General features: G+C 33.5%; 14 protein-coding genes. All 14 read right to left on the reverse strand.

Features of this window, described 5'->3' with window-relative positions; translation table 11 throughout:
* Positions 1-4: 4 nt before the first annotated feature.
* Positions 5-1,288, reverse strand: a complete 1,284-nt coding sequence (gene yfmH / locus C7958_RS12865) for an EF-P 5-aminopentanol modification-associated protein YfmH (protein ID WP_111573084.1) — start codon at positions 1,286-1,288, stop codon at positions 5-7.
* 5 nt (positions 1,289-1,293) lie between these two features.
* The gene (yfmF, locus tag C7958_RS12870; protein ID WP_111573085.1) at positions 1,294-2,565 is read right to left on the reverse strand and encodes an EF-P 5-aminopentanol modification-associated protein YfmF; all 1,272 of its coding nucleotides are present in this window, start codon (positions 2,563-2,565) and stop codon (positions 1,294-1,296) included.
* A gap of 6 nt (positions 2,566-2,571) precedes the next feature.
* Positions 2,572-5,433, reverse strand: coding sequence for a UPF0182 family membrane protein (locus tag C7958_RS12875; protein WP_111573086.1), 2,862 nt, complete (start codon positions 5,431-5,433; stop codon positions 2,572-2,574).
* Between the two features lie 40 nt (positions 5,434-5,473).
* Entirely contained in the window at positions 5,474-6,772 is a 1,299-nt protein-coding gene (locus C7958_RS12880) for an amidohydrolase (RefSeq protein WP_111573087.1), read from the reverse strand.
* 84 nt (positions 6,773-6,856) lie between these two features.
* Positions 6,857-7,162, reverse strand: coding sequence for a hypothetical protein (locus C7958_RS12885; protein ID WP_111573088.1), 306 nt, complete (start codon positions 7,160-7,162; stop codon positions 6,857-6,859).
* Positions 7,163-7,263: 101 nt separating this feature from the next.
* Positions 7,264-7,773 (reverse strand): ferritin, encoded by a 510-nt coding sequence (locus C7958_RS12890; RefSeq protein ID WP_111573089.1) that lies wholly within the window; start codon positions 7,771-7,773, stop codon positions 7,264-7,266.
* 97 nt (positions 7,774-7,870) lie between these two features.
* On the reverse strand, positions 7,871-9,229 hold the full coding sequence (locus C7958_RS12895) for a deoxyribodipyrimidine photo-lyase (protein ID WP_111573090.1): 1,359 nt from the start codon (positions 9,227-9,229) through the stop codon (positions 7,871-7,873).
* Entirely contained in the window at positions 9,223-10,038 is an 816-nt protein-coding gene (locus tag C7958_RS12900; RefSeq protein ID WP_111573091.1) for a mechanosensitive ion channel family protein, read from the reverse strand. The genes C7958_RS12895 and C7958_RS12900 overlap by 7 nt, the downstream gene beginning before the upstream one ends.
* A 249-nt stretch (positions 10,039-10,287) precedes the next feature.
* On the reverse strand, positions 10,288-10,587 hold the full coding sequence (locus C7958_RS12905; protein ID WP_111573092.1) for an HU family DNA-binding protein: 300 nt from the start codon (positions 10,585-10,587) through the stop codon (positions 10,288-10,290).
* 104 nt (positions 10,588-10,691) lie between these two features.
* Positions 10,692-11,723, reverse strand: a complete 1,032-nt coding sequence (locus tag C7958_RS12910; RefSeq protein ID WP_111573093.1) for an NAD(P)H-dependent glycerol-3-phosphate dehydrogenase — start codon at positions 11,721-11,723, stop codon at positions 10,692-10,694.
* Positions 11,723-12,340 (reverse strand): glycerol-3-phosphate 1-O-acyltransferase PlsY, encoded by a 618-nt coding sequence (gene plsY / locus C7958_RS12915; protein WP_111573094.1) that lies wholly within the window; start codon positions 12,338-12,340, stop codon positions 11,723-11,725. The genes C7958_RS12910 and plsY overlap by 1 nt, the downstream gene beginning before the upstream one ends.
* A gap of 9 nt (positions 12,341-12,349) precedes the next feature.
* Positions 12,350-13,666, reverse strand: coding sequence for a ribosome biogenesis GTPase Der (gene der / locus C7958_RS12920; protein WP_111573095.1), 1,317 nt, complete (start codon positions 13,664-13,666; stop codon positions 12,350-12,352).
* The gene (locus C7958_RS12925; RefSeq protein WP_111573096.1) at positions 13,659-14,957 is read right to left on the reverse strand and encodes a DUF512 domain-containing protein; all 1,299 of its coding nucleotides are present in this window, start codon (positions 14,955-14,957) and stop codon (positions 13,659-13,661) included. Before C7958_RS12925 ends, der begins: the two co-directional genes overlap by 8 nt.
* 119 nt (positions 14,958-15,076) lie before the next feature.
* Positions 15,077-17,320: a bifunctional 4-hydroxy-3-methylbut-2-enyl diphosphate reductase/30S ribosomal protein S1 gene (locus C7958_RS12930; RefSeq protein WP_111573097.1), complete on the reverse strand. Its 2,244-nt coding sequence runs from the start codon at positions 17,318-17,320 to the stop codon at positions 15,077-15,079.
* Positions 17,321-17,440: the final 120 nt, after the last annotated feature.

Here is a 17,440-nt window from a genome sequence, read left to right on the forward strand (position 1 = left end):
AAAATCAGTCCTCATTTAAAATTATCGATTCAACCATAAAATCTTTATTGAATATTTTATCTGAATAAGCAAGTAATTCTTCAAGTTTAATGTCTTCTATGATAGTTGCCAGCTCAAAAATATCAATACCCAGGCGACGATAATTGATAAATTCCGAAGCAAGATTATTAAAATTATTGAACAATCTAATAAAACTTCCCTGATATTTTCTTTTTATTCTCTGAAAATTTTCTTTAATTTCATCATGATCAATATCAACTAACTTTTCCTTAACCTTCTCCCGCATCTGATCTGGTTTATTACTTTCTCCATGTAAATGGACATAAGCATAATCTGGTTTTTTGTGATAGCTGCAGGAAAAACTATTATCAATAATACCCTGGTCATAAAGTTCATTGTAATTTTTGCTGCTGTTTCCAAACACAATATCCAAAAGTAAATTAACAATATATTCTTTTTTTATTATCTGAGCCGGTTCTTCACTTTGGACTGGATCTTTAAAAGCAATCTGGACCATCGGCCTGGAAATATTCATTTTTTCTTCTACAAGTTTTTTAGCAACATTTTCTGGCTCTTCTTCAATAATTCTGACCGGATTTTTAAAATGAGGAAAGTGTTTTTTAGCCTGATTTTCCCTGATTAAATTAATTATCCTCTGGGGATCCAGGTCACCAATTAAAATTAAATCCATATTTGATGGTAGATAAAAATTATAATAACAGATATATAAATCTTCAGGTGTGATTGACATCACACTTTCTTCTGTCCCGGCAATCTCATTTTTTACAGGGTGTTTTGAATATAGAGCTGAAAGAAGATTAAAATAGGATTTCCAGTAAGGATTATCCTGGTACATTTTTATCTCCTGAACAATAATCCCTTTTTCTTTTTTTACATTTTCATCACTGAAATAGGGGTCTTCAACAAACTCAATTAAATTGATCAAAGAATCTTCAAAATTACTGCTGCTGGAAAACAAATAATTAGTACTGTCAAAGTTAGTATAAGCATTTGCTGAAGCACCCAGATCAGCAAATTTATCAAAAATGCTCTCCTCTTTATCTTCAAAAAGCTGATGTTCTAAAAAATGGGCAATACCCAGAGGCATATTTCTCCGGCGCCCATTTTTGACATCAATAAAATCAATATCATTTGATCCAAAATCAACTGAAAGCATTGCATACTGTTTTACATAATCTTTTTTAGGAAATATATAAATATTTAAACCGTTATCTAATTTTGCTTTTACAAGTCTTTCATCCATATTTTTATTATATATACTTTCCAAATTAATCATTCCTCACTTTTTAGTAAATATATAGTGTCCATCTTTAATTTTTGAGCAACTGCTATAATATCATCTTCGCTAACCGCTTCGACACCGCCAATTGTTTTATTAATCGACTCTTCTTTATCATTAACCAGACTCAAAAGAAAATGAGCGGAGAGTGATTTATTGCTGTCCAAATCCTGTTTTAAATGATTAATAATACTTTTCTTAGACCGCAAAAACTCATCCTGACTGAACTCTCCGTCAGCAACTGCTTTTATTTCTTTTTCTACAACTTCAATCACTTTTTGATGATTTTCAGCATTAATCCCGCTGTTGATCAGTAATAAACCTTTGGTAGATTCAATAGAAGAACTAACATAATAAGCGAGACTTCTTTTTTCTCTAATTTCCTGAAATAATCTTGAATGAGTTGAGCCCCCAATCAGGCTGTTAAATACTAATAAAGAATAATAATCTGGATCTTTGCGGGTAATCCCACTTCTAAAACCAATAGACAGTCGCGCCTGATTAACTTTTAATTCCTGTTCATAATAATCAGGTTCTTTATCCTGATAGACAACTTCTGTATGGTCGTCATAAATATCAGCCCCAGAATCTAAATGAGTTTCCTCAAAAATATTTTCTACAAAAGAACTCTTGAAATTTCCAACCAAAAACAAAGATCTTTTTGCTTCTTTAATTATTTTTTGATAATGATCATAAAGCTCCTGATTACTTATTTCAGCCAGCGCAGAAACAGTTCCCAGCTTATATATTCCATATTTTTCGTTTTTACACATCCTGGCCAGACAGTTTTCAACTGCAAAACTATATTTATCATTGATCAAAGATAAAATATCCTGTTTCAAAATTTCTTTTTCCTGCTCAAAAAACTTTTGTTTAAACTTCCCTGATTCAGTTATGGGGTTAAAGATAATATCATTTAACAATTTAAAAGCATCAACAGTTAAATTACTTTTATGGGTTAAAAATTTTTCGTTTACCATTTCTAGAGAAAATCGCAGTATCTGATTTTCTCCTCTTTTTAAAATATTAGAACTCATATTTGAACCATATAAATTCTCCAGTTCTGTCTTTATTAATTGATTATCATTATAATTTTTTGAACCCCGCTCCAGTATTGAGGGAATCAGGGCATTCATGGCTGCCTCTTTTTCGTTCTTAAGAGGCAGCATGAAAAATACCTGGATTAGATTTGTCTTAAATTTATCTGTTGCCAGATGGTGCAAATTAAATCTATTTTGTTCAGTTTTAAATTCTAAATCATTCATAAATAATTACTCTCCTGTTCTGGATAATTGGTTTAAGATTTCTCCTAGTTCAGTTATTGTTTCACCATAGGCTGCAAAGTCTCCATCCTGCAGATTCTGCTGTGCCTGCTGATAAAGGTCATTCGCTTCACTGATAAGTTCTGCGCTGCTGGCAGGCATTAACTCAGTCTCACCTTCCTCAGGGGTCTGCTCTTCCTGTTGACTTTGATCCTCTTCAGCATCTAAATCAACATCATCTACATCTGCTCCAGTTTCTTCTAAATCTACACCTGTCTCTTCCTGGAGTTCTTCAACATCTTCTTCTGGTACAGCCAGTCCTTCACCTTCTTCGAACATTGCCCTTAAAGCTTCCTCTAAGTTTTCTCTCATAATAAGTTGATTTTTATAAGAAACAATTACTCTTCTTAATTCCGGAATTCCTCCATTTTCAGCCTGCAGGAATATTGGTTCAACATATAAGACACTGTTATTAACTGGAATAACAAGTAAATTACCTCTGATAACATCAGATCCCCGCTGACTCCAGAGTGAAAGTAATTGAGAAATCTCAGATTCCTGATCAATTCTGGATTCAATCTGACTGGGACCGTAAACAAGCTGATCTTTAGGGAATCTGTAGGCAAATAGTTCTCCATAATGTTCCCCATCATTTCGGGCTGCCATCCAGGCAATCATATTGTCTCTATTTGAAGGTGTAAAGGGGGTCATTAAAATAAATTCTGCTTCTTCTTCCCCCGGTAATTGATTCATAATATAATAGGGCTCGACATCAATTGTTGTACCCTGATAATTTTCCTGTGGAATAGCCCAGACATCTTCTCTGTTATAATAAACTACTGGATCTTCCATATGATAGTTTCTGTAAATTTGAGTCTGAATTTTAAATAGATCCTGGGGATAACGCAGATGCTGTCTGATAGAATCAGGCATCTGGTCTCCTGATTTAAACAAATCGTCAAAGATTTTGCTGTAAGTCATTGCAATTGGATCATCTTCATCTATAATATAGTAATCTAAAGTACCATTATAAGCATCTACAACTACCTTGATTGAATTTCTAATATAGTTTTGACTTTGATTAAAAGGTTGAGAATATGGATAAAGACCAGTTGTTGTATAAGCATCATAAATCCAGAATAATCTTCCTTCCGCATTTACAAGATAAGGATCATTATCATACTGTAAAAATGGTGCTGCTTTACGAACCCGCTGATGAATATTACGGTCATACATTATCTGACTCTGATTATTAATGTCATCTGAAAGCAAAATCTTCATTGTATTAAAACGAAGGCCGTAAATTGCTTTTCTAAAAATATTAGAAATTTCTACACCACCAGTACCATCATACTGAATGTAAACATTTTGGTCCCCACTTGGATAGTGAAATTCAGTTTCATTAGTATTTACAATAACATAGTTATCAGTTTTTTCTCCATAATAAATAGAAGGATTATCTATATTAATGTTTTGATTATTAACTTGAGGTGGGATATCCTGAACTAAAAACTCAGGCTGACCATTATCTCTAACTCTTCCGGCAGGACTCATGGTATATCCAAGTCCGTGAGTATATTTTAAGGTTCTGTTAACCCAGGTCTGCGCCTGTGTAGCCAGTGCATTCTGATCAAGTTCTCTGGCACCAAGCATTACCTGAGTATAATCATCACCAAGCTGATAACGATCTATATCTATATCTTGAAAAGTATAGTACTGTCTTAAAGCCTGCAGCTGATTATATGTTGTCTGTAAAGGTCTATAATCCCAGAGTCTGATATTATCGACTACAGTCTCATATTCCATCAGTTCATCATAACTTAATTCATCCTCTGCAAGCTCAAAATCCTGAGTCTGAACTTCATCCAGTCCATAAGCCTCAAGAGTCATCTGAATATTATTTTCAATATATTGTTCTTCTCTATCAATTTCATTGGGCTCAACACTGTACTGCTGAACAAAAGCTGGATAAACACCTGTGAAAATAATAGAAAGACCAATCCAGGCTCCAATCCCCCAGACAAGTGGCTTATAATTATTTTTAAATAAGCTGTAAAGTACTGCCAGAGCAACAAAAATAACTGTTACAAATAAAATCCTATAACCTAATAAATCAGCATTGACATTGGTATAACCGGCTCCAAAAACTACTCCTTCTGGTGAAAATAAAATGTTATACATCTGGAGTCTGTAATCCCAGGCTTTAAATAATAGAAAGACAAAAACCAGGATTGACATATGCTTTTTGGCTCTACTGCCTAATTTATCCGAGATTTCACTAAAGGAGTGGATACCAGTAAAGACTATATAAATTGCCCCAACTAAAATTAAAGAAATTACTACTAAAACCATTCCCATCTCTCTTAAAAATGTATAAAAAGGAAGGGAAAAAACATAAAATGATATATCATTATTAAATATTGGATCTGCAGAATTAAATTCAGTTTTATTTAAAAACTTCAATACAATTTTCCAGCTGTTACTGGAGATTGAAGAAAACAAAAAACCAAAAATCAAACTGGAAAATACATAAATTAAATTTAAACGTTTTTTATTCAGCCATTCAAATATTTGATTTCTTTCTTCACCAAATAAGTTTTCTACCCGATCATCACTTTTTATATTTATAAATTGTTTAATCGGTTTTTTAGTAAAATGTAAATTTAAATAAATTACAGCTGCAAAAATAGCTCCAATCAGTAATCGTAAAATAAAATTGGAAAGAAACATAATTGTAAAGGTTTTTTCAAAATTCAGCTCTTTAAACCAGAGCCAGTCAGTATAAATATTCGCCCCCGTAGAAATAAAAATAATTAGCAAAATAGCTGCTATTGCAAAAACGGAGAGAAAAAATTTAATTGTTTTACTCATAATTTTCTCCTTTCAAGTTCCTAAATTTAATAATTAAAATCTAAGCTAAATCTTTAGCAATTTTAAATGCTCTTTTTTCTGCCTCATAATAAATTTTCTCCTGATCGAGTGTTTTCAGCTCCTTATTTTCCATTAAAATTTCACCCGCCACTATAACCGTTTCCAGACTCCGACTGTCAGCAGCATAAAATAAATTAGATAAAATATTGTGGTGTGGATAATAAAAAGAATCATTTTTAATATCAATTAATTGAAGATCTGCCTGATAGCCTTCCTCAATTAAACCAAGTTTTTCAACTGCCAGGGCCCGGGCTCCGTTTACAGTTATAATTTCTAAAATCTTTTCAGTATCAACAGCAGTTGGATCCTCATATTTTATTTTCTGCAAATAAGAAGCCATTTTAGCTTCTTTAAGCATATCTAGAGAATTATTGCTGGAAACACCATCGGTCCCCAGACTAACATTAATTTCATTATTTAAATATTGGTTAATCGGTGCTATACCATTTGCAAGCTTGGCATTACTCATTGGATTATGAGCAACCTGAACTTTATTTTTTTTGAGAATTTCCAGATCACCCGGCTCTAAATGTACACAATGAGCAGCCAGTACATGATTATCAAAAAAATTGAAATCTGCTAAATACTTAACAGGCGAACTCTGATGAGCTGCCAGAGAATCTTTGACTTCTTTTTTACTTTCAGAAAGATGGATGTGAACAGGCAAATTATTTTTCAGGGCCAACTCCCTTATCTGCTCTAAATAGTCTCTGCCACAGGTATAAGGTGCATGTGGGGCCAGCATAGTAGTAATTCTGCCATCAGCTGTATCTCTGTAATCCAGAGCATACTTTAAAGCCTCATTCAGGCCTTGCTGGCCGTCGTTTGCCTCAATCAAGCCTTCTGCCAGTACCGCTCTGATTCCGCTTTTTTTAACTAATTTAGCAACTCTATCCATTGCAAAATACATATCAGAAAAAGTTGTAGTCCCTGTTTTAATCATTTCCACTACAGCAAGAGCTGTTCCCCAGTAAATATCTTCTGCACTCATTTTACCTTCAAAAGGCCAGATTTTATTCTGCAGCCACTTATCCAGGGGCATATCATCAGCATATCCCCGCATTAGTGTCATAGCAGCATGGGTATGAGTATTAACAAAACCAGGCAGCACTATTTTGCCGGCAGCATCCACCAAATAATCATATTCAGTATTCTGATCAAGTTGAGACATACTGTCAATTTCTTTGATAATCTGATCCTCTATTAAAATAAACTGCTCCTTTTTAACTTCCGAAAAAGGACTGTGAATTTCAGCAATATTTTTTATTAAAGTATTCAAAATTTACATCCTTTCCAAGAAAATTTACTGATTAAAATTGGATTAATAAAATCCCGAGTAAAATATATGATATAATTCCATAAATTAATTTTTCTCAAACTCATCTTTACTAATAATTTTTCCATCCTTGATTTCTTGATTTTTAATATTATATCTTTTATCAAATTCCAGATGCAGTTCAATTTTGTTATAACAATTATCACAGACAACCATTTTTTTGATTTCATAAGCAGCATCTCGGTTATCTTCATATACTTTTTGGATATCATAACTTTTTCTAAATAAAAGCTTCATCTGATTTCCACATTTATCATCTTCAATATAAATATCAATTAATTTAGACTGACTTCCCCCACTAAAAATCGATTTGATTTTATCAATAAATCCCATACTGAAACCTCCTTTTACTCTAAAGCACTCCGGTCAGGTAATCAAAGAGATATACCTACTGAAAATAGATATATCTCTAATTTTAATTATCTAGCTTTAAACTATTCTTCCTCTGCAGGAGCTTCAGCTCTGGCCCCCAGTTTATCATCCATCATAAATAAACTCTGGGTTGAATCTCCAACTAATCTTAATTTGTCAACAATTTCTCCAAAAGTATCTTCCTCTTCTACCTGTTCATCCACAAACCACTGAAGAAAAGAATGAGTTGCATAATCTTTTTCTTCTTCAGCCAGAGCAACTAAATCGTTGATCATAGCTGTAACTTTTTCTTCATGTTCCAGAGAATCCTCAAAAACTTCAAGGTTTGAGTTCCAATCACTTTTTGGTTTTTCTATTCCCTCCAGTACAACTCTACCCCCACGTTCATTAACAAAATCATAAATTTTACGAGCATGTGCCTGCTCTTCTTCAGCCTGAAGATCCATCCAGTGAGCAAAACCCGCTAGACTTTTATCTTCAAAGTAAGCTGCCATAGATTGATATAAATAGGCTGAATACAGTTCTGCATTGATTTGTTCGTTCAAAGCTTTTTCTACACTTTCTTTTAACATATTATTACCTCCATAGTTAAAATTAAAAAACTCTTCTTTATCTAATTAATTCAACAATAATTACTAATATCCTGCTTTTTTTATCCTAATAAAGTTATTATAAGTTATTAATTTTATTCAAATACTTATCCATTTCAAATTTTCTTTCCAGTCCCCTGGCATTCATATATCTTACCTTTCCGTAAATTTTCCTTTCCTGCCAGGCTCTATCATGTTTTGAAAAAACCCAGGCAACCCCGGCATAACTATTAGGATCCCTGCCATCAAGGGAATATTTATTATTTAATTTTAATGCCCACTGATAGGCTGTCTCTGGATCAGCTGTCCACTCCAAAATCTTTTTACCCCAGTACATCCGCATATAATTATGCATTTTACCTGTGATCAACATTTCTTTTTGGGCTGCATTCCAGTATTGATCATGAGTTTCCGCATTTTCTAACTCCTGATAATCATAAAGATATTCTCTTTCATCACTTTGGTGGTCCATTAAAGACTGATAGGCCCAGTCATATAAAACATCTTTTAAACTTCCATCATAATTTTGATTATAATAGATAAAATTAAAAGCAAGCTCTCGGCGAACAATAAGTTCTTCTAAAAAAGGTTCTGCCTCATACCCAGAATTTAGAGCTTCCAGAGCTACTTCCTGAGCAGAAATTTGACCAAAATGAAGATAGGGACTTAAGTCAGATTGATAGTTAAGATGGGGAATATTTCTTTTCTGATCATAGTCCTTAAGTTTATTTCTGACAAACTTTTCAAGTTTCTGTCTGGCCTGCTGATAACCACCAACAAAATAGTTAGCATAGTCAATTTTTTGTTTAAATTCAATCTTTTCTAAATACTGATCTAAATCATCAACAAAATTTAACTCTATAAATTCTAATTCAATTTTAGATTTATTTTGAAGTTTTTCCTGCTGATATTCTTTTAAATATTTATCTCGAATACTATTTATTTTTTTGCGGATAGTGTAAGCTGCATATTCCTCTTTTTCGCTTACTTCCTCAATCGGACAGACAAGATTGCTTTCCACCAGATAAAAAGGAGCACTTAGCCTCTCCGCAGCCTCGCTTTTCCACTGACGCAGATGTTTTAAGTATACCTTTTCACTGACAACAAGAGATGCCTTTTCAGTTATTTTTTCTAAATCCTCTAGATTTTGATAATCAACAATATAAAAATTATTCTCTGCAGCTTTTAAATCTTTTTTAATCTCTTTTAATCCCTGCAGCATAAACTTAAAATGACCATATTCAGCTTCTGGAAAATTTGAATTTAGTAAGAAAAAAATTAAAAGAGGCTGATTTAATTGATTTGCCTTTTCGACAGCATAACCCAGAGCCTGATTATATTCCAGACGTTGAGATGACTGCATCCAGTACGCTACAAATTCTTTTTTCTTTAATTCAGCCTCATTAATTTTTTCTATTCTATTTTTATTAACTAGCAAAGTTTTGTTCCTTCATCAAAATGAATATCCATTTGGGGATAAGGAATACCAATACCAGCTTCATCAAAAGCATCTTTAACATCTTCATGCATATCATAAAAGACAGTCCAGTAATCAGGGCCCTTAACCCAGACCTTACAGGCAATATTAATTGAACTGCCCGCATGTTCAGCAACTCTAATAATTGGTTCTGGATCATTTAAAATCAATTCATGTTTATCAGCTAAATCTTTTAACAAAGAAATTGCTTCATGAAAATCATCATCATAACCAATACCAAATGTCAAATCGACTCTTCTCTCATTCATAGCAGAAAAATTTGTAATACTATTGTTAGAAATATTACTGTTTGGAATCATAATTTTTTTATTATCAAAAGTTGTAATAATAGTATAAAGAATCTGTATTTCTTGTACTTTTCCTTTGTAGCCTGCAACTTCTATAGTATCTCCCGCAGTAAATGGTTTAAAGATAAGCAGTAAAACACCACCGGCAAAGTTAGATAAGCTCCCCTGGAGAGCAAAGCCTACAGCAAAAGAAGCTGCTCCTAATACTGCAACAAAAGAAGTAACCTGAATTCCTATTGTAGAAGCAATTGAAATAAATAATAAGATTAATAAAACTGCTCTGGTAATAGACATCAAAAAACTGGTTAATGTTCTCTCAAATTTACCCTGAATATTTTTTTCGAGTAAGTTAACAATTAATTTAACCACCCATAATCCAACAACTAATAGAACAATTGCCAGCAGAAACTTCATTCCATAATCCGCAACAATTGCCTGTAAACCAGATGTTATTTGATTCATTATTTTTCCTCCTTATTCCAATTTTTATTATTAAGTAAACTTTTCAAAATTTATGTAGCTTACTATATTAATTTCTAGTTAATTACTGACATTCCTGCAAATAATGAAAATTATTTGTCTGATAAATAATGGGATTAATAAAAAATTTCCTTATTCATAATTTAAGTAAAATCATAAATAAGGAAATTTTAAATGTAGATAAAAAGAAGAACCGGAAATTTCCGGTCCCTCAATAAGTAATTTTAAATCTTAAACATCAACAGTCTCTTTAAAAGACTTACCACTTCTAAATACAGGCACTTTACGTGCTGGAATTTGAATTTCTTCCCCAGTTTGAGGATTACGTCCTTTTCTGGCACTTCTATCTTTTACTTCAAAAGTACCAAAACCAATTAACTGTACATTATCACGATTATCTTCAGCTTTTTTAGCTTCAGACTTTAAGTGATTCATGATAGTATCAATTGTTTCGTTAATTACTTCCCCTGTATCTTTTTTAGTGATACCAGTTTTTTCTGCAACGGCATCAATAAGTTCATTCTTTGTCATGGAAATTCACCCCCTTTAAAAACTAAAACTTTTGCTGTCATTACTTATTATTCTCGTTATAACAGCGATTTCCTGCTTGATTAAAGAAAAAATTTATAAAATTTCTAGATATTCCATAAAGAATTATCTACAACTGATTCCATTTCGTGTTTTTTGCTTCTTAACATCAGCTCTTCTACAGCCTGATAGGGATCTTTGGCTTCAAATAAAACCTGATATACCTGCCGGGTAATCGGCATCTCCAGTTCTACTTCTTCTGAATTTAACCAGTTATAAATAGCACGGGCAGTTTTAACTCCTTCAACTACCTGATTAACCTCTTCTTTTGCTTCCATAAGAGTTTTACCTTTACCAATCTCAATCCCAAACCGACGGTTGCGGCTGTGCATACTGGTACAGGTAACAACCAGATCTCCCATACCCGCCAGACCAACCAGAGTTAAATCCTTAGCTCCATGATAATTTACAAATCGACTCATTTCATTTAGGCCCCTGGTAATTAAAGCAGCTCTTGTATTATCTCCAAAATTTAAACCATCACAGATACCGCTGGCTACAGCAATTACATTCTTTAAAGCCCCACCAAGTTCTACTCCTTTAACATCAGGATTGGTATAAACCCTGAAATAACTAGACATAAATAGATCCTGAATTTTTTCTGCTAACTTTTTATTTTGGGATGCAGAAACTATAGCTGTCGGCAGCTGCTCCATAACTTCTTCTGCATGGGTAGGTCCTGATAAAACAACTACATTCTTAAAACCAGCTTCTTTAATCATTTGAGAATTAGTTTTAAATGATTTTTCTTCAATCCCTTTGGCAGTAGAAACTATTAATGAATCTGAAGAAATTAAATTTTCTATTTGTTTTAAAACACTAGCCAGAGCCTGTGTAGGTACTGATATAACAAAAACATCAGAACCCTCCAGACCAGCTTCTAAATCACTAAAAGCAGTTAATTTATTATCTAATTTATGTTCAGGGAAATATTTATGATTCCGCTGCTGCTTATTAATTGAATCAACCACAGCCTTATCCCTGGCATATATCTTTACCTTTTCTCCATTTTCAGCAAGCAAATTAGCCAGTGCAGTTCCCCAGCTTCCGGCTCCAATTACTGTAATCTTTGAACTCATTACTTTTTACCACTCTTTCCTAATTTATCTGGATCCATTCTATTTTCTTCCCCTTTTAACAGCCGCTTAATATTTTCACGGTGAGTATACATTACAAAAAGGGATAATAAAACAGCAAAAATTACATGTTTGCTGTCAAAAGAACTGAAATACAGAGTTAAAGGAAGCGACATAGAGCCTATAATTGATCCCAGTGATACATATCTGGTCATAAAGACTAATAAAATCCAGATTATAGCATAAAATAAAAAGGCAAGTGGATACAATCTTAAAATAACACCAAAGGTTGTGGCAACTCCCTTCCCACCGGAAAAATCAAGAAAGACTGACCAGTCATGTCCGGCAATTGCAGCCACAGCTACAAATAAAATAGCAGTGGATAAACTGCTGCCTAATATCATCTGCCCAACTAATACACCTAAATAACCTTTTAAGATATCAAAAACTGCTACTAAAACACCGGCCTTTAGGCCCATAACCCTGGCTACATTGGTTGCTCCAATATTACCACTTCCATACTCTCTAACATCTTTTTTCATTACATATTTTGTCAACAAGAATCCAGATGGAATTGAACCAATTAAATAACTAAATAATATAGCAATAAATACCTGCATTATAACCTCCTATTTTCGTTGTTTTAATTTAAAATGCATTGGATTCCCTACATAACCAAAGGCTTCTCGAAGTACATTTTCTAAATATCTCTGATAAGCGAAATGCATTAAATTGGGATCATTAACAAAGAAAACAAATGTTGGAGGTTTAATCCCAACCTGACTGCCATAATATATTTTGAGCCTTTTACCTTTCCTGCTTGGCGGTTCACGCAGCTGAACTGCTTCGGAAATAACCTCATTTAAAATACCAGTTTTAATCCGGAGATTACTCTGGTCCACTACAAATTCCACCAGTGACAGTAGTTCTTCTATTCTCTCTCCTGTGATAGCAGAAATATATGTTACAGGAACATAATTTAAAAACTTGAGCTGATAATATACCTCATCAGTATATCTCTCCATTGTGTTTGTGTCTTTCTCCATCAAATCCCATTTATTAATTGCAATAACCATTGCTTTACCTTCATCATGAGCATAACCAGCGATTTTTTTATCCTGATCGGTTACACCTTCCTGAGCATCAATCATCATTAAAACAGCATCAGCTCTATCAACTGATCTTAAAGCTCTCAAGTTACTGTAATATTCCACATCTTCTTTTACCTTCGATTTTCTTCTTAAACCGGCGGTATCAATAAAATTGAATTGTATATCATTCCATTCTATCAAAGTATCAACCGCATCTCTAGTTGTACCGGGCATATCACTAACAATAACTCGTTCTTTGCCCACTAAATGATTAATTAAACTCGACTTACCAACATTAGGCTTACCAATTACTGCAATATTAATTTTATCCTCATCTGTATCTTCTGTTTCGCTTTCTGGTAACTTATCTATAACTTCATCCAGTAGTTCACCTGTGTTTTTACCATGTTCAGCGGAAATAAGCACAGGGTCACCAAAACCAAGTGAATAAAACTCCCACCCGATTTCTTCCTGATTAGAAAAATCTTCAACTTTATTAACAACTAAAATGACCTCTTTATTTGTTCTATATAGAAGCTGAGCAATATCTTCGTCAACTCCTGTCATTCCCGTTTGAGAATCAACAACAAACAAAATAATATCCGCTTCTTCCATAGCCAGTTCAGCCTGATATTTAATCTGATTTTTTATTTTATCATTATCATGGAGAACTATTCCACCGGTATCAATAACATTAAACTTTCTTCCAAGCCAGTCAGTTTCTCCATAAATTCTATCCCGGGTTACATTAGGTTCCCCCTCCACAATTGCTCTGCGGCCACCCACTAATCTATTAAAAAGAGTAGATTTGCCAACATTTGGTCTCCCTACAATTGCTACTGTAGATTTAGCCATTTTTAATCACCTCCATAAATTCTTTAATATTACTAACAAATTCTAAATTATATTCAGATAGTTCATCTAAAAAATCTTCTTTTTTAACTTCATCCAGAAATTTCATCTGATCATTTAAAACAATCTCCGGTATAAAAATTTTATGATATTTATTTTTATTCATCTTTTTAATCTCAGCCCTTAAATCTTGAGCAGTTAAAAGTCCAGTTACTGTAACACTTTCACCAAAAAACTCATTTTGAGCTACTTTAAAATCAAATTCAAGTTGATCAATATGTTTTAAGCTGTCCGAAAATTTTTTTAGCGCTTTTTCCCCTAAAACAGAAGTTATAACCGCAATTTTTTTCTGTTCTGTTAATGAATCAGGAAAATTAATTTCTTTTATTTCTTCATTCAACAAAGCTGTTAACCCAATCCCATTTTCCAACTGAGGAAAATCATTATAATTATTATAAACTGGCAGTTTAAACTCAGTATTTAAATAAAACTCATCAGCAGCATAAATAAAGTTTTCACTATACTTTTCCACGGCTTTCTGCTGCCAGTGTTTTATCTGTTCTAACGAATTATTCATTTCTTTTTTAGTTAAAGTTCTTAAATCGGCCAGACCATCTCTGTATCTGGTCAGCCCAACCGGAACAATACCAATCGATAATATCTGAGGATAGAAATCCAGAAGATCAGCTAAAGTTTTATCCAACTCTTCCCGATCATTATAACCGGGACAGAGAACAATCTGAGTATGAAACTGAATATTATTCTTCTGAAATAATTTAAGTAATCTATTTATTTCTCCCGCCCGGGGATTCTTCATCATTTCAACCCTTAATTCAGGATTGGTGGTGTGTACTGAAATATTAAGTGGACTCAAGTTTTTGTCAATTATTCTTTCAATTTCCCGCTGTTCTAAATTAGTCAGGGTAACAAAACTCCCCTGTAAAAAAGAAAATCTATAATCGTCATCCATCTGGTTTAAACTATTACGCATATTTTGAGGCTGTTGTTTTACAAAACAAAAAACACAGTTGTTTTTACACTGTTTTAAGCCATCAAATACAATTTCTCTAAACTCAATACCTAATTCTTCTCCAGGTCGGCGCTGTAATTTAATATTTTTTATTTGACCACTTTTAGTTTCAATTTTCAGCTCAATAACTGGCTCAGAAATTTGGTATAAATAATCTATATAATCATTTATTTTTTGACCATTAATAGTTATAATTTTATTTTCTTCCTTCAAACCTGCTTTATCAGCGGTAGAATTGGGGATAATATTTTTTATTTTAACCATAATTATTCTACCTCCTGTAAGCTTGATAATATCACATTTACTACAATTAGGCAATAATCTGCAGTAAGCATAAAAAAACCCGCCGCCCATAGAATTATGGACAGCGGGTGCTTTTTTAATTATTCACCCTGGTCAAAAATATCTCCAACAATTTCTCTAATAGTAGCTCCACCTGATGATGAACTATCATCACTTTTATTACTCCGTGATTTACTACTGCTGCTTGAACTTCGAGAACTGCTGCTGGATTCTTTTTTAGGCTCAGGCTTTTCTTCTAACTCTTTTAAGCTTAAACCTACTCTTTCCTGATCAGCATCAATATTAATAATTTTTGCTTCTCTTACATCACCAACACTAACTACTTCATCAGCAGTTTTAACATGACGGTGTGATAATTGAGAAATATGAATTAGGCCTTCAATACCCTTTTCAACTTCCATAAAGGCACCAAAATCAACAAGTTTGGTAATCTTACCTTCAACAACTTCTCCTTCATAATGCTTGTCAGCAAATTCTTCCCATGGATCAGGTAAAAGCTGCTTTAAGCCAAGAGAAATTCTTTCCTCTTCTTTGTTGACACCAAGGACCTTAACTTCAACTTTCTCACCTTCAGAAAGAACTTCAGATGGGCTTTCAATTCTTCCCCATGACATTTCTGAAATATGAAGCAACCCTTCTATTCCTCCAAGGTCAATAAAGGCACCAAAATCAACTAACTTTGTAACTGTACCTTCTACTGTCTGACCTTCTTCTAAAGCGGCTAAAGTTTCTTCTTTTTCAGCAGCTCTCTCTTTTTCAAGAACTTTTTTAGCAGAAAGAACAACATTATTGTTATCTCTTTCAACTTCGATGATCTTAAGGCGCATTTTTTCACCAACATAGTCGCTTAAGTCATCAACATAGCCTATCGCAACATGAGAAGCAGGGATAAATCCTCTGACTCCTACATCTACAACTAGACCACCTTTAACCTCTTTTGTAACTTCGGCTTCTATGATTTCATTGTTTTCATAAGCTTCTTCAATTTTTTCCCAGGCCTTCTCATAATCTGCCTGCTTTTTAGATAAAATCATATTACCTTCATCATCTTCTAAAGTTAAGATAACTACTTCAATTTCTTCGTCCATACTCACAATATCATTAGCATCTTCTACAGGACGGTGACTCAAATGGCGTAATGGAATAAATCCATCTGTTTTATAATTAACATCAACATAAACACCATTGTCATTAATTTCAACTACAGTACCAGTAACTTTCTGACCTTTGCTTAAATCAGCAATATCATTATCGCTATATTTAAATTCAGCCTCTTCTTCAGTTTCAGCATCTTCTTCTGCTACCTCTTCTTCAGCAGATTCTGCTGCTTCCTCACTGTTATCAGCTTCTTTTTCCTCTGTAGTTTCTTCAGTTTTTTCTGTTGTTTCCTCAGTCTCTTCTACTGTCTCTTCTACCTCTTCTAAAACCTGTTCTTCTTTCTCCTCTACGTTCTCAGTTGACTCAACATTTAGATCTTTGTTTTCTTCGTTCATTAACTGAATAACCTCCCTTATTAACCAGTCTGGAGTCGATGCTCCAGCTGTAATTCCAACTTTATTTTTTCCAGACAACCACTCTTTATTAATTTCAGCGGCTGTTTCTATATGATAAGTAGGGGTGTTTGTGGCTGCACAAATTTCTGCAAGCCTGGTTGTATTAGCACTATTATGACCCCCTATTACAAACATTATATCTACATCCTCAGCTAACTTTTTGGCTGAGGACTGACGTACATCTGTAGTATTACAAATAGTGTTAAAAACTTTTAGCTCTTTAACTTCTGTTATTACTAAATTAATAATATCCCGAAAAGACTCAGGAGATTTTGTTGTTTGAGCTACAAAACCAACTCTAGCTTTTAGCTCAATAGAATTTAAATCCTCTTTTCCTTTAATTATAATTGCCTTTTTATCACTTGCCCCATATATCCCCTGAACTTCTGGATGATCCTGGTCACCATAAATAAAGGTTTGATAACCCTCATCCACCAGTTTTTTGGCATATTTTTGAGCATTTTTCACATAGGGACAGGTAGCATCTATAATCTTTAGATTTTTCTCTCTTGCCTGTTTTATAATTTCTGGAGCAACTCCGTGTGAACGAATAATTACTATTCCAGAATCAATTTCGGCAAGTGAAGAGGCGACTTTTACATTTTTAGCTTCCAATTTCTTTACAACCTGTGGATTATGAATCAGCGGTCCCAGTGTATAAACATTCATATCTTCATTTTCACCGGCGGCTTCCAGAACCATATCAATAGCCCTTTCCACACCAAAACAAAATCCAGCCTCTTCTGCTGTAATAACCTCCAGAACCTTCACCTCCTTCCAGCACAACACGAACAAGTAACAATATACCCTAAAAATATACAGGGTACCTCTTAGACATTTTTCTCTATTAATCTCTAAAATCCTGCTTTAAATCCAAAAAAATTAAAAAAA

The organism is Halanaerobium saccharolyticum, from assembly GCF_003259895.1.
GTDB classification, from domain to species: Bacteria; Bacillota; Halanaerobiia; order Halanaerobiales; family Halanaerobiaceae; genus Halanaerobium; species Halanaerobium saccharolyticum_A.

What these genes read in the sequence shown, in the direction of transcription:
- yfmF (WP_111573085.1), bottom strand. Translation starts at nt 2,565, where the DNA reads ATGAATGATTTAGAATTTAAAACTGAACAAAATAGATTTAATTTGCAC.
- C7958_RS12875 (WP_111573086.1), bottom strand. Translation starts at nt 5,433, where the DNA reads ATGAGTAAAACAATTAAATTTTTTCTCTCCGTTTTTGCAATAGCAGCT.
- C7958_RS12885 (WP_111573088.1), bottom strand. Translation starts at nt 7,162, where the DNA reads ATGGGATTTATTGATAAAATCAAATCGATTTTTAGTGGGGGAAGTCAG.
- C7958_RS12890 (WP_111573089.1), bottom strand. Translation starts at nt 7,773, where the DNA reads ATGTTAAAAGAAAGTGTAGAAAAAGCTTTGAACGAACAAATCAATGCA.
- C7958_RS12900 (WP_111573091.1), bottom strand. Translation starts at nt 10,038, where the DNA reads ATGAATCAAATAACATCTGGTTTACAGGCAATTGTTGCGGATTATGGA.
- C7958_RS12905 (WP_111573092.1), bottom strand. Translation starts at nt 10,587, where the DNA reads ATGACAAAGAATGAACTTATTGATGCCGTTGCAGAAAAAACTGGTATC.
- C7958_RS12910 (WP_111573093.1), bottom strand. Translation starts at nt 11,723, where the DNA reads ATGAGTTCAAAGATTACAGTAATTGGAGCCGGAAGCTGGGGAACTGCA.
- plsY (WP_111573094.1), bottom strand. Translation starts at nt 12,340, where the DNA reads ATGCAGGTATTTATTGCTATATTATTTAGTTATTTAATTGGTTCAATT.
- der (WP_111573095.1), bottom strand. Translation starts at nt 13,666, where the DNA reads ATGGCTAAATCTACAGTAGCAATTGTAGGGAGACCAAATGTTGGCAAA.
- C7958_RS12925 (WP_111573096.1), bottom strand. Translation starts at nt 14,957, where the DNA reads ATGGTTAAAATAAAAAATATTATCCCCAATTCTACCGCTGATAAAGCA.